A 20,679-nucleotide genomic window follows, 5' to 3' on the forward strand; every position below is an offset into this window, starting at 1 on the left:
ATATTTTTGCTCAAACCGATGGTTCTATAAAAAAAAAAGACATGGAGGTTTAGCGATAAAATCTTCTAGAAGTGAAAATAGTTTAAATGAATCAAATAATGAAGCAAATAATGATAGTAATGTTTTAAATAAATATAAATATAATTGTCTTACAATTATAGAAGATCAAAAGATAAGTAAACTTAGAGAAGAAATTTTTAATTTTACAAAACAATTAGAAGATGTCAAAAGAACAAATGATGATTTAAATAAAAAATTAACTATTATTAGAGAAAATCTTTTTGAATTAGAAATTATTCAACTTAAACCATTACTTGATGATTTAAAATGTAAAGAAAGAAAAATGGAAATAAATAAAACTAAGAAACAAAATACAACCGATAGTGAATTTAGAGAATATTTTGCGCTTAAAGAAACAATATCAGATAAAGAATTAGAAATTGAAGAACAAAGAAATATAAAAAAAGAATTGAATAATAATATTGAAAAAAATAATTCTAAAATTGAAGAATTAGAAAATACTATAAGCAATTTAAATAGTGAACTAGATAGTTATAGTGATGATTGGATGCCGTTATCATTAAAAGAAAATATTAATAGAAGAATAGAACTACAAAGAAAAATTGATGAAGAAAATTTAACTGAAGAGCAAAAACTAGAAATATTTTCTAATATTTCTAAGTTAAAAAAAGAAATAAAAAAAGAATGAAATATTAAAAGTCAAAATGTTCAAAAAATTTATGAAGAAATTTTTCCAATTGAAGATAAGATATTTTATATAACAACTTTAGTTTATAATGATGAATCAATTTTTGAAGAAATAATATATTTTGATAATAATGAAAAAAATGAGGTTGAAGTTTGAAAACAGACTAAAAAGTACCAGAGTATTGAAGAATATAAAAAAAGCACTTGTTTAATTGATAAAGAAAATGCAAATAATATTAGTACAATGCCAGTTAAATAATTATTAAAAGAACAAATGGAATTAAAATCAAAGCCATCTAAAACCGAGTGAAAAGTTTGGGTTATTATTTTAGTCATTACTATTGTTATTGCTGTTCTTCCAAATTTGCTTCCTGTGATTTTAGCTCCTTATTTGGCTGCTGCAGTAGTGGCAGCAATTAAGATTGATATTGCTATTGCTTCAGTTTTTATTAGTGGAGGTTTTAAAGCAATTACATCAGTTTTTTCAACTGCATCAAAAAAAGTTGAATCATGAATTTATAATAAAATATTTAAAAATGCTAAATTGTAAAGGTAAGTGCAACTAAATTATTTTTCTATCCAAATATTCGATTGGTGAAAGATAATTTAATATTTTTCTCGGTCTTTGATTTAAAGACAATATAAATTTATGAACTTCATTTTTATTAGTTTTTGAAAAAATAAATTTTTTAGGAAATTTTTCTCTAATTAAACCATTAGTATTTTCATTAGTACCTCTTTGTCAAGGTGAATATGGATTGGCAAAATAAATTTTTACATCTAAATTTTTTTCAAGTTGTTGTCAATTTGAAAATTCTTTGCCACGATCAAAAGTAATAGTTTTAACAATGTTTTTAGGAAGAATTGATAAATAATAACTGACATTTTTATTAATAACTTTAGTAGTTCTGTTTTTAACTAATATTGCTAAAGTAAATCGTGATACTCTTTCAACTAAAGTTATTAAACATGATTTGCTTTTACCTCGTGATGATACTATAGTATCTCCTTCTCAATGACCAAGTGTTATACGATCATTAACATTTATATCTCGTTCTTTAATTGATTTACCATTAAACTTGCCACGATTTTCTTTAGATTTTCGTTTTTTACCTTTTCTTCTTAAATTTTTACTAGTAACTTTATCAAGCATTCCAAAATAAATTCAAGTATAAATTGTTTTAAAACTAATAACTCACTCTTTATGAAAATTTTTAATTCTGCCATAAATTTGTTCAGGTGATCAACCTAATAGTAATTTTTGTTGTACATATTTTACTAAATTCTTATTTTTAAACTTATGAAAACTAATATGTGATTGTTTTCGATTTTCAGCTTTATTTTGTGCAATTAATGAAAAATAATGATTATTATCTTTATTTCTATTAATTTCTCGAATAATAGTACTAATACTTCGATTAAGATTTTTAGCTATTTCACTAATTTTAAATTTAAATTTAAATTGATTCTCAATATAAATCCTTTCATCTATGCCAAGATGTTTATAACTCATATAAAAACTCCTTACTTTTTTCTAAACTAAATTTAGCATTATGAAATTTTTATATGAGAATTTTTTGCAATTTTATTTACTTGCACTTACAAGTATAATTCAGCAAATAATAAAGATAAAAAAGAAAAAGAAAAAAAAGAAGTTAAATCAGTATCTAAGGATTTAACAAGTGATAAATTAGAAACTAAGTTAGAAACACAATTTAATATATTAAAACAAGAACTGGATGGTAGAAAACTTAAAACTATAAATGAACTAATGAATGATAAAACAATAATAAATGTTGAAAATAATATAATTCCAGTTGAAAATCAGTTTGATGTAAGATAAAGCAAATTCTATGGCCAATATGCAACCTCCTACAAATGTAAGACAACGACGTTATTCATTTTAAAATATAACGATAATTAGTTTAATTATTCTTACTTAATTAAGTAAGAATAATTTTTTATATATTTTTATATATATTTTTAATAAAAAATATATAATTTTATTGAGTATTTAAAGGTAGAAAAAATATTCAAAAAGTGAAAGGAATAATAAATTATGCCATGAAAATCTATTGAGAATAATAAATTAAAACAAGAAGCACATGCTAAAAATGCTGATAAAATAAATAAAGCTTGAGGAGAAAAAAATGAATCTGAAAGAAGAGAAAGAGTTTGTAAAAATCTTGAGTTAGATAAATCAAAAATAAATAGTGAATCTTCTTCAAGTGAAAGCAAAAACTCTAGTAGTAAAAACAGTAACCAGTTATAAAAAAAACAATTTTTTTAATTAAAATAAACTTCAATATGAAGTTTATTTTTAATTTATTTTTTTAATCTTAATTAAGATATTGATGAAATTAGCATTTATGTTATTAAAAATAGTGTTTATAACTTAAAAGATATATAATAAAAAATTATTTATTTAATCTTTTGTAAATTTTTCTTGATTTTAATATATATATATCATATAATGTACAAGCTAGAATAAGCCAAAGACAGCAACGGACTTTTGTCTTAATTATGTTGCTCAGGTAATTTCCATCATTATATATGCATGTGATTTACTCGGTTTTGCTCCGAGTTTTATTTACTACTTATTGCTAGTTATTTCAGAATAATAAGGAGGTGTACTTATGCGCCCAGCAATGGTTGAAAAACAAAAAACTATTGATTTAATTGCTAAGCAAATTAATGATTCAAAAACAACAATTGTTGTACAATATCAAGGTATGAATGTTGAAGAAATTAGTTCTTTACGTAAGGAATTAAGAGCTAAAGGTGCAACATTCACTATTTATAAGAATAATTTAGTTGCTCGTGCTTTAAAAAAAGAATATTCATCGCTTGAAAGTAGTTTAGTTGGCCCAAATGGTTTTATCTTTGGATTTGAAAACGACTTAGAAACAGCTAAAATAGTTTCTAATTATGCTAAAATTAATAAATTATTAGTATTAAGAGGTGGCATTTTTGAAGGGAAAGTTATTGACCAAAGTGAGTTACAAAAAATAGCTTCATTACCATCAAAATTAGAATTAATTTCAATGTTAGCTTCTTGTTTACAAGCACCAGTTCGCAATTTGGCTTTAGCAATTAAAGCAGTAGCCCAACAAAAAGAAAACGCATAATTAACACTTATTAAATAAAAAAAATATGGAGGAAAAAATAATGGAAAATATTACAAATAAACAAATTATTGAACATGTTAAAACAATGACAGCAGTTCAATTAAAAGAATTAGTTGAATTAATTGAAACAACTTTTGGAGTAACTGCAGCAGTTGCTTCTGCACCAGCAGCAGCTAAAGAAGAAGCAACAAAACCATCAACAGTTTCTGTAATATTAAAAGAAGTAGGAGACAAAAAAGTTGATGTTATTAAAGCAGTTAAGGCAATTGTTGGTGGTACAATGTCTTTAATGGATGCTAAAAAAATGGTTGATGCAGTAGCAACAGGACCACAAAAGATTTTAGAAAATATTGATACAGCAAAAGCAACAGAACACGAAGCAACGTTAAAAGCCGTTGGTGCTATTGTTGAAGTTAAGTAGTTCAAATATTAAAAATTTATATGAAAACCAGTTTTAATTAATACTGGTTTTCTGTTTGTTATTTAACTAAAAATTATCAACTTAAAACTTAATATTTTATCAAACTAATTAGTAATTTAATACTAATTAACTGAAATCAAATTATTTGATTTTAATAAATTTTTAAAATTGGAGATGAACCAATGTCATATACTACAAAACAATTTGGTCATTATGCAAAAAGACGTGACTATACTAAAGTATCAGGAAATTTAGATCTTCCTGATTTAATTTCAATTCAACGTGATACTTATAAATGATTTATTGATACAGGAATACAAGAAGTATTTAATGAAATATTTCCGGTAACTGATAATGATAATCGTATTATTTTATCATTGATTGATTGAGAATTTCGTAAACCAAGAAGAACATTAAAAGAAGCAAAAGATGAGTCAAAAACTTATGAAGCACCAATCTATACAAAATTATCTTTATCAATTCATGAAAATAATCGTCATTTAACTATTGCTGCTAAAGATAATATTTTAGATTATTTAATGCGTTGAATTAAAGACCAATTTGGTATTAAAAACATTAATGAACCAAAAGTTAGCGATAATATATATTATTTTGAAGAAAAAAATGTTCATGCTAATAGTGAATTTTCAACTATTGAAGTTACTATTAAAAGTAGAGAAGAAGATGTTTTAATTGTTGATTATACATTAACTCGTGAAGGAGATGTATTTTTAGGTGATTTTCCATTAATGACACAAAAAGGAACCTTTATTATTAATGGAAGTGAAAAGGTTGTTGTTTCACAATTAGTTCGTTCACCAGGTGCATATTTTAAAATTGAAATTGATCCAAAAACCGGATTATATAAATTTTTAGGTGATTTAATTCCATCACGTGGAACTTGACTAGAATTTGAAACTGATTCTAAACGTAATAAATTAGTTGGTAATAAAAATGCAATTAAAGATATTATTCAAGTTAAAATTGAAAAATCACGTAAAATTGCAGTAACCACTTTACTTACTGCCTTAGGATTAACTAAAGATGATGTTATTAATATAATTGGTAAAGATGATGTTTTATTGAATACTTATGAATATGATGAACATCAAAATTGACCAGCAGCAGTACAAGAAATTTATAAAAAAATTAAAGCTGGAGAAACTGCCAGTGTTGATGGTGCTGCAAAATTTTTAACTGGATTATTATTTGATTCAAAAAAATATGATTTAACAAAAGCAGGAAGATATAAGTTAATTCAAAAATTAGCTATTACAGATCGTGTTTTAAATTACACTCTAGCTGAAGATATTAAAGATATTAGAGGTAAAGTTGTTTTATCCAAAAAAACAGTAATTGGTAAATCACAATTAGAAATTCTAAAAACAGTATTAGAAGAAGGAGCATGTTTAGTACCTTTAAAAACATCAATTAGTGATAGTGAAACAAAACATTATGTGCAGTTAATTAAAGTTTATAATGATAAAGAAAGATTAAATGAAGTTATTAATGTTGTTGGAATTAATCCTAAATGTAAAGAAGTAATTATTACTATTGCTGATATTTTAGCAACTCTTTCTTATATTTTAAATTTTGTTCATGGTATTGGTAATGCTGATGATATTGATCACTTAGCAAATCGTCGTATTCGTACAATTGGTGAATTACTACAAAACCAATTTCGTATCGGAATGGGACGTATTGAAAAAAATGTTAAAGAAAAAATGTCAACTACTGATAGTGATAAAATGAAACCAGCAAATATTACAAATAATAAACCATTAACAGCTGTTATTGGTGAATTTTTTAACTTATCACAATTATCACAATTTATGGATCAAACTAATCCATTAGCAGAATTGGCTAATAAAAGACGTTTAACTGCTTTAGGACCTGGTGGATTATCACGTGATCGTGCTAGTTTAGAAGTTCGTGATGTTCACTATTCTCACTATGGAAGAATTTGTCCAATTGAAACTCCTGAAGGACCTAATATTGGTTTAATCAATAATTTAGCCACTTATGCTCGTATTAATGAATACGGTTTTATTGAAACACCTTACCGTCAAGTAATTGCAGGTAAAATTACTAATGAAATTAAATATTTAACTGCCGGTGAAGAAAAGAATTATATCATTGCACAAGCTAATATTGAATTAGATACTAATAATGTTATTAAAAATAATAATGTTATTGCTCGTAGTAATGGTCAAAATATTATTGTTGGACCAAACGAAGTTGAATATATTGATGTTTCACCAAAACAAATTGTGTCAATAGCTACAAGTTGTATTCCCTTTTTAGAAAATGATGATGCTAACCGTGCTTTAATGGGTGCTAATATGCAACGTCAAGCAATTCCATTATTAAAACCACAAACACCAATTGTTGGTACGGGTGTTGAGTATGCTGTTGCTCGTGACTCAGGATTAGCTATTGTTGCTAATTTACCGGGAGTTGTACAATATGTTGATTCTCATGAAATTATTATTAAATCAGAAGATGAAATAACAACTTATGAGTTAAGTCGTTTTGAACGTAGTAATCAAGGAACAGCAGTAACTCATGTGCCATTAGTAAAAGTTGGTGATAAAGTTGAAGTTAATCAAATTTTAGCAGACGGACCTTCAATGAAAGATGGTGAACTTGCATTAGGACAAAATGTAATTATTGCTTTCATGACTTGACATGGTTATAACTATGAAGATGCTATTATTATTAGTGAACGTTTAGTAAAAGATGATGTTTATTCTTCAATGCATATTGAAGAATATAATTTAGAATGTCGAAAAACAAAACAAGGTAAAGAAGAAATTACACGTGAAATCCCTAATACTTCTGAACAATCAAGACGTTATCTTGATGATGAAGGAATTGTTTTAATTGGAACTGAAGTTAAAGAAGGAGATATTATTGTTGGTAAAGTTACACCAAAAGGTCAAACACAATCAACTGTTGAAGAAAAATTATTAGCAGCTATTTTTGGTGAAAAATCACGTAATGTTAAAGATAATTCATTACGAGTACCTAATGGTGGTGGTGGAATTGTTCAAGGTATTAAACGTTATAAACGTGAAGATGGTTTTGACTTACCTTCAGAAGTAGAAGAAGTAGTTAAAGTATTTATTGTACAAAAACGTAAAATTCGAGAAGGAGATAAAATGGCTGGAAGACACGGAAATAAAGGTGTTATTTCTAAAGTCTTACCAATTGAAGATATGCCTTTCCTAGAAGATGGAACACCGGTTGATATTATGTTAAATCCATTAGGAGTACCATCGCGGATGAATATTGGACAAATTCTTGAATTACACTTAGGAATGGCTGCTAAAACTTTAGGAATTAAAGTAGCAACCCCTGTTTTTGATGGTGCAAAAAATCAAGACTTGTTAGATATTATGAAAGAAGCAAAATATAATGACTTTGATAAATTAACATTATATGATGGTTTAACTGGTGAAAAGTTTGCCAAGAAAATTTCAGTTGGTGTTATGTATATGTTAAAACTATCACACATGGTAGATGATAAATTACATGCTCGTAATGTGGGTCCATATTCATTAATTACTCAACAACCATTAGGTGGTAAGGCACAAAATGGTGGACAAAGATTTGGAGAAATGGAAGTTTGAGCATTAGAAGCTTATGGTGCTGCTCATACTTTACAAGAAATCCTAACTATTAAATCTGATGATATTAAAGGTAGAATTAAAACTTATGAAGCGATTCTACGTAATAAACAAATTCCAACGCCAGGTATCCCTGAATCATTTAATGTTTTAACAAAAGAACTACAAGGTTTAGGAATAAATATTGTGTTAATTGACGAAAAAGGTCAAGAAAAAAAAGTGGTAACTTACGATGAAGAAGTCGAAAGTTATCTTGAGGATTAGAAAAGGAGTAATAAATATATGCAAATACAAAAAAATTCAAAACATTATACTGCCCTTAAAATTTCTCTTGCTTCTCCCGATCAAATTCGCTCATGATCACATGGAGAAATTACAAAGCCAGAAACAATTAATTATAAGTCATTAAAACCTGAAAAAGATGGATTATTTGATGCACGAATATTTGGACCAACTAAAAATTATGAATGTACTTGTGGTAAATATAAGAAAATAAAAAATAAAGGTAAAGTTTGTGAACGTTGTTTAGTAGAAATTACTGAAGCAATTGTTCGACGTGAACGTTTAGGACACATTGAGTTAGAAGAACCAGTAACTCATATTTGAATGTTAAAGGCTTCTCCTTCAAGAATTGCGTTAGCATTAGATATGAAAGCTAAAGACTTAGAAGAAGTAGCATATTTTGTTTCTTATATTGTTTTAGATCCAGGGACTGCTAAAGGTTTAAAACAAAAAATGATTATGGATTTAGGTAATGCTAAATCTTCAACTGATACTCGTAATCGTTTACGTAAAGTATTTGCACAAATTTTAGAACAATTAGAACCTTCTTCTTTTGCTTATACTCGTGCTCAAATGTTAACTGATACTTTAGCAGATACTTCACGTCCATTTTCAATGGATGAATGTGCTCAATTTATTACTAAACATACTGGAACAAAATTTGGAATTGGTGCTTCAGCTATTGAGTATTTATTAAAAAATATTAATTTAGAAAAAGAATTTCTTGCCATTAAAAAACAATTGACAAACAAGAAATCACAAACTGATCGTAGAAAACTAGAACGTCGTTTAGATGTTATTGATTCATTTGCTAAATCAGGAAATAAACCAGAATGAATGGTATTACATGCTATTCCGGTGATTCCACCTGATATTCGTCCAATTATTCAGTTAGATGGTGGTCGTTTTACAACATCAGAAATTAATGATTTATATCGAAGAATTATTATTCGTAATGAACGCTTAAAAAAAGTAAAACAAATGGGAGCACCAATCTTAATTATTAATAATGAAAAAAGAATGTTGCAAGAATCAGTTGATGCTTTATTTGATAATGAACGTAAAGCACGTCCAGTAACAGGAAGAGATAAACGTCCATTAAAATCTTTAACTTCAACATTAAAAGGAAAACAAGGACGTTTCCGTCAAAACTTATTAGGTAAGCGTGTTGATTATTCAGGTCGAAGCGTTATTGCTGTTGGTCCGGAATTAAAAATGTATCAATGTGGTATTCCTCGTGATATGGCAATTATTTTGTTCAAACCTTTTGTTGTGCAAAGATTAGTTCATCAAGAATTAGCTTTAAATATTAAAATTGCTGAAAAATTAATTGAAATTCAAGATGAACGAATTTGAGATGTTTTAGAAGAAGTAATTAAAGATCGTCCTGTCTTATTAAACCGTGCTCCAACTTTACACCGTTTAGGAATTCAAGCATTTGAACCAATTCTAGTTAAAGGGAAAGCTATTCGTTTACACCCACTAGTAACTCCTGCTTTTAATGCTGACTTTGATGGTGACCAAATGGCTGTTCACGTGCCAATTACTCAAGAAGCAGTAGCTGAAGCAAGAAGTTTAATGTTAGGTTCAAAAAATATTTTAAGTCCTAAAGATGGTAAACCAATTGTTACGCCAACTCAAGATATGGTTCTTGGTAATTATTATTTAACTATTGAAAAATTAGATGAATTAGGTCAAGGTTCAATTTTTAAAGATGTTAATGAAGCAATTAAAGCTTATGATACAAAACAGGTTTCATTACATGCTATTATTGGAATTCGTGTTGCTAGTTTAGGTGCAAGTAAATTTGCTGCTACCGATCAAAATAAATTTTTAATTACTACTATTGGTAAGATTATTTTTAATCAAATGTTTTCAGAAAGAATGCCATTTATTAATCGCCCAAATATTATTAATTTAACTGAAAATCATAATGAAGATTTAGTTGCCACTGATGTTGATTTTCGTGAATTTATTAAAAAAAGAGTTATTGTTGAACCATTTAAGAAAAAAGCTTTAGCAGATATTATTCATAAATATTTTAAAACTTTTGGAACTCAATTAACTGCACAAATGTTAGATAAAATGAAAAATCTTGGTTTTAAATTTTCAACAATTTCAGGAACAACAATTTCTGCAGGCGATGTTGTATCTTATTCAGGTAAAACAAGATTATTTAAAGAAGCAGATGAATATGTTAAAACAATTAACAAGTTTTATAAACAAGGTATGTTAACTAATCGTGAGCGTCATTACCATATTATTAATAAATGAAGTGGTATTAAAAACAATATTCAAGTTGAACTAGAAACAGTTTTAAGAAAAGATATTGAAAATCCAATCTTTATGATGTGAGATTCAGGTGCTAGAACTAATATTAGTAACTTTACTCAATTAGTAGGGATGCGTGGTTTAATGAATAATCCAAAAGGAGAAGTTATTGAATTACCAATTAAATCTTCATTCCGTGAAGGATTAAATGTTTCAGAGTTCTTTATTTCTACCCATGGTGCTCGTAAAGGAATGGCAGATATGGCGCTTAAAACTTCTGACTCAGGTTATTTAACAAGAAGACTAGTTGACGTTTCACAAGATATTATTGTTACTGAAGAAGATTGTAATACCGGTAATGGCTTTATAATTAGTGACGTTGTTGACCAAAAACGTAATAATATTATTGTGCCGTTACGTGACCGTTTATTTGGACGTTTTGTTCAAGGTGACGTTGTTGATAGTAAAAATAATGTAATTGTTGCAAATAATGAATTAATTACTGAAAAATTAGTAGAAACAATATTAGAGGCAAAAATTACAAAAATAAATATTCGTTCAGTTTTAACTTGTGAAGCAAGTTATGGTGTTTGTCAAAAATGTTATGGTATTAATTTAATAACAGGTTCTATTGTTGCTATTGGCGAAGCAGTTGGAATTATTGCAGCGCAATCAATTGGTGAACCAGGAACTCAACTAACGATGAGAACTTTCCATACTGGAGGAGTTGCTGGTGGTAGTGATATTACCCAAGGATTACCAAGAATTAAAGAATTATTAGATATTACTAATCCCAAAGGTGCTGTTGCTATTATTAGTGAATTTGATGGTAAAGTAACAGATATTCGTGAAGAGCAAGGAATTTATACAATTACTGTAAAGTCAAAACTTGACTATAAAGAATACAAAACTCAATATAATGCGCAGGTAAGAATTAAAATTGGTGATAATGTTAAGATTGGCCAAAAACTAACTGAAGGTGCAATTAATATTACACAATTATTAGAAGTAGCAGGAATCATTGAAGTTCAACAATATATTTTAAAAGAAGTACAACGTGTTTATCGTTTACAAGGAATTGAAATTTCTGATAAGTATATTGAAATTATTGTAAAACAAATGTTGAATCGTATTTTTGTAGTTGAAGGTAATGATTCACCATTATTGCCTGGAGCGATTGTTGATATCAAAGAATTTAAGAATGTTAATGCCAAAATTATTGTTGCTGGTAAAAAACCTGCTTTTGGTCATCCAATTATTTTAGGGATTAAAAAAGCACCATTAGAATCAGAATCATTCTTGGCTGCTGCTTCTTTCCAAGATACAACAAGAGTATTAACTAATGCTGTTATTAAGTCAAAACAAGATAATTTACGTGGTTTAAAGGAAAATGTTATTTTAGGAAACTTGATACCGGCCGGTACTGGTTTAATGCCAACTGAGAAGTTAATAGGTATGGGTAATTCTTCACTTGAAGAAGAATACTAAATTAAATTAAAATAAAAAGTGAGAATAAAATTCTCACTTTTTAAATATTTATATTTTATTTTACTAGTTGTATGTTTTAAAGATAGGATAAATATATTTCTGGACATTCTTGTGTATAATTAATTTTACCAGAATTTATAAATTTTTTTGTTTTTTTATTAAACACTTGCATTGTTTTTTCAGATTTTTCTTTTGCTTCACATTCTTCTGAATTATCTTTTTTATGGAGATGTATTCTTTTAAAATTTTCGTCTTTCAGTATACTTGTTTCTTGTAGTTCACTACCAATTCCATTATCTTTACTATTATGTTTTAAAGATAATTTTCTTAAAAGATTACTTTTATTATCATCTTTAGTAAAGTCCGTTGTAATTTCTTGTAGTAATTGATTGTTAATTTCACTATCTTGACTTAAAGTTAATATTACATTATTTATTTTTTCCTCTGATTTAGAAGGTACTACGATATTACTATCATCATCTTCGTTAAAATCATTATCTTTATTTGAAGTTAATTTTGCATTATCTATTTCTTCGTCTGATTCAGAAAGTATTTCAATATCACTATCTTCTTCTTTAAAACCATTATCTTTATTTGAAGATAATTTTGTATTATCTATTTCTTTTTTTTCATTAAAAACAGTATCTTTATTATTATCTCTTAAAACAGTTGGTTTTAAAAAACTAGGGCTGATAACATTTTGATAAAACATTTCTTCTTTTTTATGATTAGATTGAACTTTATCAAGTAAATTTTTAAGAATTATTATATCTGAAAAGATTTCATCATAAGTAGCAATAATTGCATGTTTATTTATTACGGTTTCATATATTCTTTGACCAGCATTTTCTTGGGTGATTAAAGAAGAATAATCACAAGTGTTATTAAAATTACAATTTGTTTTTGCTTTTTTAATAAAATCAGCAGTTAAAAGTATTATAAAACTATTTATTTTCTTTCTTCTATTTAAACTTCCATATTTATTTAATGAAGCTTCAATTTCTCAGTCAATATGTTGTCTACATTTTGTATGTATTCCTAGAATAAGAATAGTAATAGTTGTATCTTTTAAATGATTTTGTCTAATAGTTTTAGCTATTTCATTATTTGATCATGTGGTATCAATATCCCCTATTTCTACAGACATGTCTTTTATATTTAAATAATTAGCATACTTTTTAATTAACTCTGCTAATTGGTCTTTTTCTTCTTGTTCTCTTAGATGATGATATGAAATAAAAATTTTTCTCACTGTTTAACTCCTTTTTTTAACATTATTAAGACTTATGTTTTATAATCAAAAAAATTATAAAACATAAGTCTTAATAGGTAATTTTAAAGATATTGTTTTAAAAATTTAAATTTGTTTTTACTTATATTTTATTTAAACATTTAATATTTTAATCTGTGTAGTTTAATAATTTTTTGATTTGTTCATTAGTTGCAGTTGAAAGTGAAATTATTGAAATAAAATATAAGTATTTGTTTTCTATTAAATCTTTTCTAACTTTATCAATTTGTTTTCAAAAATCTTCGATTTCTTTTTTGCTTAAATTTTCATCATTAATGATGAAATTACCATTAGTGTCTATTTTTGTTAGTGATCTACTAGCAATTAAGATTGGTCTGATTTTTAAATTCATAATTTTTAAAATTACATCTGTTACTAAGTTATTGTTATCGGAAGTTAATAATATTTGTTTACTTTCATCAAAAGTATTTTTAATACTTTTAATTGCTTCAGAAACTCTTCCTTCGGATTTATTTACTAATATTGAACTTGTCAAAATTATAAAAAAATTTCAGGCAATTTTTGTTGGTTTTTTATTAATTCCACTTTCTGATTTTAGAAATTTTTTAAATAAATTTATATCAACATCTCTAATAAATATTTCTTTAAAATATTTTCTTAGTTTTATTTTTAATTCTTTTTTCGTTCCTATGATTTGACTAAAATCATTTGAAGAAAGTATTCTTTTAACTTTGTTTTTTTGTTTATAATTTAATAAAAATTTTATTAGTAAAAACATTAAAAGTAATATGAAAAAAATAAGTAAAGCGATACTTGAAATATAAGCTATTCAATTAAATATTTTAGTTGTAGTCAATTTGCTTTTCCTTAGTTTTATCCATAAAATGTTAAACATAATAGTATAAAAAATACATAACTTTTATATTTATAATTTGGGGTATTAGTTTAAAAAAATAAAAAAATTTAGTATTATAATTTTTTAATTAAATAGTTACTTGTTTTCTGTTAGTTATTAATTTTATTTTAGATTCTTATTAATATTTGTTGAAAATTATTATGATATTAATAATAATATTCCATTTTAATTATATACATATATAATTTAAAAAATCTATTAAAAAGCAACATAATATAAGAATTTTTTAAAAAAATTATTGTTATAATGCTTCTTTTTTATGTATTTTATACTGATTTGTGTAGTTTAATAATTTTTTGAGTTGTTCATTAGTTGCAGTTGAAAGTGAAAGTATTGAAATAAAATATAAATATTTGTTTTCTATTAAATCTTTTCTAACTTTATCAATTTGTTTTCAAAAATCTTCGATTTCTTCTTTGCTTAAATTTTCATCATTAATGATGAAATTACAATTAGTGTCTATTTTTGTTAGTGATCTACTAGCAATTAAGATTGGTCTGATTTTTAAATTCATAATTTTTAAAATTACATCTGTTACTAAGTTATTGTTATCGGAAGTTAATAATAATTGTTTACTTTCATCAAAAGTATTTTTAATACTTTTAATTGCTTCAGAAACTCTTCCTTCGGATTTATTTACTAATATTGAACTTGTCAAAATTATAAAAAAATTTCAGGCAATTTTTGTTGGTTTTTTATTAATTCCACTTTCTGATTTTAGAAATTTTTTAAATAAATTTATATCAACATCTCTAATAAATATTTCTTTAAAATATTTTCTTAGTTTTATTTTTAATTCTTTTTTCGTTCCTATGATTTGACTAAAATCATTTGAAGAAAGTATTCTTTTAACTTTGTTTTTTTGTTTATAATTTAATAAAAATTTTATTAGTAAAAACATTAAAAGTAATATAAAAGAAATAAGTAAGCTAGAACCAGAAATAACACCTATTCAACTAAATACTTCATTTTGACTCAATTTAATTTTCCTTTCAAATAACATGAAATATGATATTGATATCAAGTATATAGGGACTACGTCCCTCGCCACTACGTGGCTCACCCAAGTTATAGTCCCAGTGAACCTACTGGGACTATAACTATTTTTATTTATCTTTATTTTTAGGTTTATCTTTTTTCTTTAAAATATTATCTAATTTATCTAAACCAGCAGACTTAATATCAGTATAAGTCATATCAATACTACTTGCTTCTTTAAAGTATTTTCTAGGTGACAATTCACTTTTAAGTTCATGCACATAATGTAAAGCACGTGAATTATACCTTTTTAACCAGTGTCTAGGAAAAAATAAAGTCATAGCCATTGCTTCACCACTATAACTTGGAGGTATAATGCCTTTTTTAATCATTTTCTTTGTTATACGTCGTGAAAACACTACTTTATTATAATCATCAATATTAGTATATAAATTAAGATTAAATATAACAACAAAGCCCAAAAAACGCATTCTTTTAACTTGCACAACATACTCTACTTTTTCTCTTGCTTGTACTGGTATTCTATTAGGATGTTGTTCAATAAAATACATAGTACCATTAAACATATGACCTATTAACTTACAAAATTGTCCTAAACTTTCTTGTTGATTTTTAAACTGTACTCCTAAATCATTAGAATTTATCTTTAATGCTAATTCATCTAAAATTATTAAATCTTCTTCTTCAAAAGCATAATTACTTGCTAACTGATTAAAAGTAAAAACATCATTATAATTAACCAAATAAGAATAACCATTTTTTAAATAGAAATATCATGTTTTGCTTTATCAATATCTTGCATATTATCAGCATAAGTCAAAGTAACAAAACTTAAAACCTTTGAATTATAAAAATTATGATACGCTTTATGTATTAATTTTCTTTTAGTCCGAATTGCATTATTACGTAATTTTTTATCATTAATCCCTAAATTTTTAATACCAATTTCATTACGTTTATTATTTAAAATAGCACTCATAGGCAAAACTATATTTTTAACATAAGCACCATAATAAACTTTTTTAATATAAAAATTTTCTTCCGTATATAAAAATCCTCGACAGCATTATTAATTTTATATATTTTTTTACTAACAAAATAATCATAACACAAAAAACAAAATAATTAATGAATTATCTTGCGGTGAATTATGATACTTAATTGAATTGTGATACTTAATTTAATCTTAATTATACATAGACATAATAAAAAATAAATATTTATTAAGTGTATTTTACAAATTTTTGAATATGTGAAAGGGTCACCCCTAAGTTGCAAAAAACAATGTTTTGAGTTAGTAAGGAGACTCTTTTTATGACAAGATATAGTAAGGAACTAAAATTAAAAATAATAGAACGCTAAATTGTAAAGGTAAGTGCAACTAAATTATTTTTCTATCCAAATATTCGATTGGTGAAAGATAATTTAATATTTTTCTCGGTCTTTGATTTAAAGACAATATAAATTTATGAACTTCATTTTTATTAGTTTTTGAAAAAATAAATTTTTTAGTAAATTTTTCTCTAATTAAACCATTAGTATTTTCATTAGTACCTCTTTGTCAAGGTGAATATGGATTGGCAAAATAAATTTTTACATCTAAATTTTTTTCAAGTTGTTGTCAATTTGAAAATTCTTTGCCACGATCAAAAGTAATAGTTTTAACAATGTTTTTAGGAAGAATTGATAAATAATAACTGACATTTTTATTAATAACTTTAGTAGTTCTGTTTTTAACTAATATTGCTAAAGTAAATCGTGATACTCTTTCAACTAAAGTTATTAAACATGATTTGCTTTTACCTCGTGATGATACTATAGTATCTCCTTCTCAATGACCAAGTGTTATACGATCATTAACATTTATATCTCGTTCTTTAATTGATTTACCATTAAACTTGCCACGATTCTCTTGAGATTTTCGTTTTTTACATTTTCTTCTTAAATTTTTACTAGTAACTTTATCAAGCATTCCAAAATAAATTCAAGTATAAATTGTTTTAAAACTAATAACTCACTCTTTATGAAAATTTTTAATTCTGCCATAAATTTGTTCAGGTGATCAACCTAATAGTAATTTTTGTTGTACATATTTTACTAAATTCTTATTTTTAAACTTATGAAAACTAATATGTGATTGTTTTCGATTTTCAGCTTTATTTTGTGCAATTAATGAAAAATAATGATTATTATCTTTATTTCTATTAATTTCTCGAATAATAGTACTAATACTTCGATTAAGATTTTTAGCTATTTCACTAATTTTAAATTTAAATTTCAATTGATTCTCAATATAAATCCTTTCATCTATGCCAAGATGTTTATAACTCATATAAAAACTCCTTACTTTTTTCTAAACTAAATTTAGCATTATGAAATTTTTATATGAGAATTTTTTGCAATTTTATTTACTTGCACTTACAAGTATAATTCAGCAACTTTTACTTCTTGCACTGGTTGATAACTTCGCAATTCATGTTCAACAATAGCATCATCATCATAATGACCATCAAAGATATTATTTCAAATCTCTTTTGTTAACTTTGGATATTTACTTACAATGTTTTCAGTATCTTCATCAGCTTTAATTCCTCATTTAGCAAAGAATGGAATTAGATTTCGATTAGCTATTTTTGAAGTCATTTGAATAAAAAATTGTTTTTTTAATTCATTATCAGTTGGTAATAACTTATTATCTAATAATCGACAAGATTGATTTAAAGTTGAATAAAATCATTTTCCAAAGGCCTGATATAATTGTCAAAACATACCTAATTTAACAAAAAGTGATTGTTTATCAAAATTTTTATCAGCATTTGAATTTAAAATGAATTCTTTAATATCTTTATCAGCATGTCATTTAATTAAGTTATTTTGAAATCCAAATTCTCTTTCAACTCAAAGCGCACTAATATTTACTGTAACTTCAGTTAGATCATTTCATTTATAACGTGGATTTTGAAATGTGTGTCCTATCTCATGTCATATATATCAACCCTCATTAGGTTTCTTCTTAAATAATGCTTTTCCTGCACCAGTAGCTTGTTGAATAATAATATGATAGTGTGTTGCACTAGCATATCCTGCACCAGTATCAGGATTTGTAATATGTATTTTATTATTAACCTTTCGAGCAATACCATTATATTCTAAATTTAATCCACTAACTGTACTTGTTAATTCATAAACCTTATCTAAACGAGTAAATGTTTCATTAATATTATAGTTATTAGGATCTTCATCTATTCATAATTCTTTTGCAAGTTCCATTTGGAATGTTCCAAAAACATGTTCTCCAATAATTTCAACAAATGGTGATTCTATATTATCATATAACATTTGTTGAAATTATTCATTTGTTGTTGATACAACAACAAATGTTGGAACTTCTATTGGATCTTCAACAATAATTTTAGCAAATCGTGAATTAATGTTATTATTTAATGTTTCATTATATTTTTTATTTATTATTTTACTAGTAACAAATGTTGGATCTTCTACTTCTGATTCAGCAGTAATTAATACTTCGTAATCAGTACTTTCACTTTTATTATACAGATATAACATACCTTCTATTTCAGAAATAATAGTTTGATTTTCTTCATTAATAACATACTCTTTTGGTTTTAAAATTTGACCATCATTTAAATTTTTATAACTTCCTAATTGTCCAATAAAAATGCTAAGTAAATATTCATCATTTTCTAATAATTTTATTGTTATTTTTGATCCTTTAACTACAAAAATTCCTGTTGGAGTAAATTAGTAAGATTTTCTTCAACAATACCTTGTGCATTAGCAACAACCATTTTTTTCATATTTTTTCTCCTTTATTTGAGATAAATATTTAAAAATTACTATATCTAGTAAATTTCTTTACAAAAATAATTTTAATTATTGACTGATATTTTTTTGATAATTATTGTTTTATATACAAATAATCCAAATACTATCCCGATCAAATATATAAGTTTTATTTTTAATTAAAAAAACTAAAAACTCCTTACAAAAATAAGGAGTAATAATCTATAAATTTTTATAAAATAAAACTTATATATGTAATATAACATTGAAATAATAAAAATACCATAAAAAAATATTTATCAATAATTGTATTAAAAAATACAATTTTATTTAAAATTGTCAACATATAAAAAAGAGAAAACATAAAAATGCTTTACTCTTTCCAAAATTTTCTTGCTTTAATATTTTTAATTAAACAAAAGTAATTAATACCATTGGTGCATTATCACCAGTTCTATTATCTACTTTAATTAACTTTGTATATCCACCTTTACGGTCTTTATATCTTTCAGCAATATTGCCAAATAATGTTGGAATAACACCATCCTTTGGATGCTCTTTAGTTGTAATTTTACGCAATTTAGCAATTGCCATTCTTCTTGAATGCAAATCACCACGTTTAGCTAACGTTACTAAAGGTTCAATAAATGTTTGTAATCTTTTTGCTCTTTTTTCTAACAAAACTAATTTTCCATGAACAATTAATTCACTTGCTAAATTACGGATTTCAGCATCTACTTTAGCACTATTTCTTCCGATATCGTTAATATATGACATTTTTTCTTATCCTCCTTCTTAGTTTTTAATAGAAAACTCTAAATTATGTTTTGATACACAATCTTCAATTTCTTTAATTGATTTTGAACCTAAATGTTTAATTTGTTTAATTTCATCTAAACTTTTAGTTACAATATCACCCAAAGTTTTATAACCATCACGTTTTAAACAATTGTATGAACGAACAGTTAAATTCAATTCTTCTAAGGCTTTGTTTAAATCATTATTTTCTTGCTCATTAGTAATTGAAATAACTTCAAAGTTTTTAACATTATCATCTAAATTAACAAAAAACTCAATATGACTCATTAAAATTTTAGCTGCCATTGCAATAGCTGATGCTGCTTTAACTGAACCATTAGTTTGTACACGAAGAATTAATTTTTCATATTCAATACCTTTTAATGTTTTAGTTACAGGTTCAATTTTATAATCAACTTTTTCAACAGGTGAAAAGTTTGAATCAATAGCAATAATGCCTGAACTATTAGCAATTTCTTTTTTATTTTCCTCAAATGAAGAATAACCACGAGATTTCTTTACCATTAATTCCATTTCAAAAAGAACATTTCTTGAAGTTGTTCGAGCAATAATTAATTTTGGATTAACTACTCTAACATCAGTTGGACAAATAATATCTCCGGCAGTAATATCTTGTTCACCAGTAATACTAATTTTTAAATTAGCAATTTTTTCGTCCTTTTGAATATCACCATCAAAAGCTAAAACTAAGTCCTTAACATTTAAAATTATTTCAGAAACATTTTCAATTACACCTTTAACTGCAGTAAATTCATGAGATACACCACTTATTCTAATTGCATATACAGAAATACCTGGTACTGAAGATAATAATGTTCTTCTTAAGGCATTAGCTAAAGTTGTTCCATAACCACGTTCTAATTGACTCACAATAAATTCACTGTAATTAATAGCACTATTTTCACTGTTTAAACTAAATTTTGGTTTTAAAAATTGTTGTTCCATGTTTTATTTTCACCTAC

Annotated in this window: 19 protein-coding genes and 1 other annotated feature; of the genes, 8 read left to right on the forward strand and 11 right to left on the reverse strand. The window is 25.4% G+C overall.

The features are described 5' to 3' along the window. The first annotated feature begins 343 nt into the window (after positions 1-343). Together ACICQF_RS05515 and ACICQF_RS05520 are read left to right on the forward strand one after the other, a co-directional pair. Positions 344-967: a hypothetical protein gene (locus ACICQF_RS05515; RefSeq protein WP_395473075.1), complete on the forward strand. Its 624-nt coding sequence runs from the start codon at positions 344-346 to the stop codon at positions 965-967. 15 nt (positions 968-982) lie between these two features. Next, positions 983-1,258: a hypothetical protein gene (locus ACICQF_RS05520; protein WP_395473076.1), complete on the forward strand. Its 276-nt coding sequence runs from the start codon at positions 983-985 to the stop codon at positions 1,256-1,258. Positions 1,259-1,270: 12 nt separating this feature from the next. On the opposite strand, the gene ACICQF_RS05525 is transcribed toward ACICQF_RS05520, so the two are convergent. Beyond that, positions 1,271-2,221, reverse strand: a complete 951-nt coding sequence (locus tag ACICQF_RS05525; RefSeq protein WP_338980648.1) for an IS30 family transposase — start codon at positions 2,219-2,221, stop codon at positions 1,271-1,273. A gap of 40 nt (positions 2,222-2,261) precedes the next feature. On the opposite strand from ACICQF_RS05525, the gene ACICQF_RS05530 reads away from it, so the two are divergent. From ACICQF_RS05530 to rpoC, 6 genes are all read left to right on the forward strand, one after another. Next, on the forward strand, positions 2,262-2,387 hold the full coding sequence (locus ACICQF_RS05530; protein WP_395473077.1) for a hypothetical protein: 126 nt from the start codon (positions 2,262-2,264) through the stop codon (positions 2,385-2,387). A gap of 380 nt (positions 2,388-2,767) precedes the next feature. Further along, positions 2,768-2,980, forward strand: coding sequence for a hypothetical protein (locus ACICQF_RS05535; protein WP_252320294.1), 213 nt, complete (start codon positions 2,768-2,770; stop codon positions 2,978-2,980). A gap of 202 nt (positions 2,981-3,182) precedes the next feature. Next, positions 3,183-3,308: a sequence feature (ribosomal protein L10 leader region), on the forward strand. Positions 3,309-3,344: 36 nt separating this feature from the next. Further along, the gene (gene rplJ, locus ACICQF_RS05540; RefSeq protein ID WP_252320296.1) at positions 3,345-3,836 is read left to right on the forward strand and encodes a 50S ribosomal protein L10; all 492 of its coding nucleotides are present in this window, start codon (positions 3,345-3,347) and stop codon (positions 3,834-3,836) included. Between the two features lie 40 nt (positions 3,837-3,876). Continuing rightward, positions 3,877-4,257, forward strand: a complete 381-nt coding sequence (gene rplL / locus ACICQF_RS05545) for a 50S ribosomal protein L7/L12 (RefSeq protein ID WP_252320298.1) — start codon at positions 3,877-3,879, stop codon at positions 4,255-4,257. A 182-nt stretch (positions 4,258-4,439) separates the two neighbouring features. Then, the gene (locus ACICQF_RS05550) at positions 4,440-8,150 is read left to right on the forward strand and encodes a DNA-directed RNA polymerase subunit beta (RefSeq protein WP_395473078.1); all 3,711 of its coding nucleotides are present in this window, start codon (positions 4,440-4,442) and stop codon (positions 8,148-8,150) included. Positions 8,151-8,168: 18 nt separating this feature from the next. Continuing rightward, on the forward strand, positions 8,169-11,927 hold the full coding sequence (gene rpoC / locus ACICQF_RS05555; RefSeq protein WP_395473079.1) for a DNA-directed RNA polymerase subunit beta': 3,759 nt from the start codon (positions 8,169-8,171) through the stop codon (positions 11,925-11,927). Between the two features lie 76 nt (positions 11,928-12,003). On the opposite strand, the gene ACICQF_RS05560 is transcribed toward rpoC, so the two are convergent. From ACICQF_RS05560 to ACICQF_RS05605, 10 genes are all read right to left on the reverse strand, one after another. Then, positions 12,004-13,179 (reverse strand): TIR domain-containing protein, encoded by a 1,176-nt coding sequence (locus ACICQF_RS05560; RefSeq protein ID WP_395473080.1) that lies wholly within the window; start codon positions 13,177-13,179, stop codon positions 12,004-12,006. A 148-nt stretch (positions 13,180-13,327) separates the two neighbouring features. After that, the gene (locus ACICQF_RS05565) at positions 13,328-13,957 is read right to left on the reverse strand and encodes a hypothetical protein (protein ID WP_395473081.1); all 630 of its coding nucleotides are present in this window, start codon (positions 13,955-13,957) and stop codon (positions 13,328-13,330) included. A 379-nt stretch (positions 13,958-14,336) separates the two neighbouring features. Next, positions 14,337-15,074, reverse strand: coding sequence for a hypothetical protein (locus ACICQF_RS05570; RefSeq protein ID WP_395473082.1), 738 nt, complete (start codon positions 15,072-15,074; stop codon positions 14,337-14,339). Positions 15,075-15,201: 127 nt separating this feature from the next. Beyond that, positions 15,202-15,837, reverse strand: a complete 636-nt coding sequence (locus ACICQF_RS05575) for a hypothetical protein (RefSeq protein ID WP_395473083.1) — start codon at positions 15,835-15,837, stop codon at positions 15,202-15,204. Between the two features lie 17 nt (positions 15,838-15,854). Then, positions 15,855-16,073, reverse strand: coding sequence for a hypothetical protein (locus ACICQF_RS05580; protein ID WP_395473084.1), 219 nt, complete (start codon positions 16,071-16,073; stop codon positions 15,855-15,857). Positions 16,074-16,475: 402 nt separating this feature from the next. Then, positions 16,476-17,426, reverse strand: coding sequence for an IS30 family transposase (locus ACICQF_RS05585; RefSeq protein WP_395473085.1), 951 nt, complete (start codon positions 17,424-17,426; stop codon positions 16,476-16,478). Between the two features lie 86 nt (positions 17,427-17,512). Next, complete coding sequence (locus ACICQF_RS05590) at positions 17,513-18,433, reverse strand: M60 family metallopeptidase (protein WP_395473086.1); 921 nt, start codon at positions 18,431-18,433, stop codon at positions 17,513-17,515. A gap of 9 nt (positions 18,434-18,442) precedes the next feature. Beyond that, a complete protein-coding gene (locus ACICQF_RS05595) occupies positions 18,443-18,841 on the reverse strand; it encodes a hypothetical protein (RefSeq protein WP_395473716.1) in 399 nt (132 codons plus the stop codon). Positions 18,842-19,309: 468 nt separating this feature from the next. Then, positions 19,310-19,675, reverse strand: coding sequence for a 50S ribosomal protein L17 (gene rplQ / locus ACICQF_RS05600; protein WP_252319218.1), 366 nt, complete (start codon positions 19,673-19,675; stop codon positions 19,310-19,312). 18 nt (positions 19,676-19,693) lie between these two features. Next, positions 19,694-20,662 carry a DNA-directed RNA polymerase subunit alpha gene (locus tag ACICQF_RS05605; RefSeq protein ID WP_395473087.1) on the reverse strand — a complete coding sequence of 323 codons (969 nt, stop codon included), beginning with the start codon at positions 20,660-20,662 and terminating at the stop codon, positions 19,694-19,696. Positions 20,663-20,679: the final 17 nt, after the last annotated feature.

Origin of the sequence: Spiroplasma endosymbiont of Nomada rufipes (genome assembly GCF_964277355.1) — a bacterium.
Lineage (GTDB): Bacteria > Bacillota_I > Bacilli_A > Mycoplasmatales > VBWQ01 > Spiroplasma_E.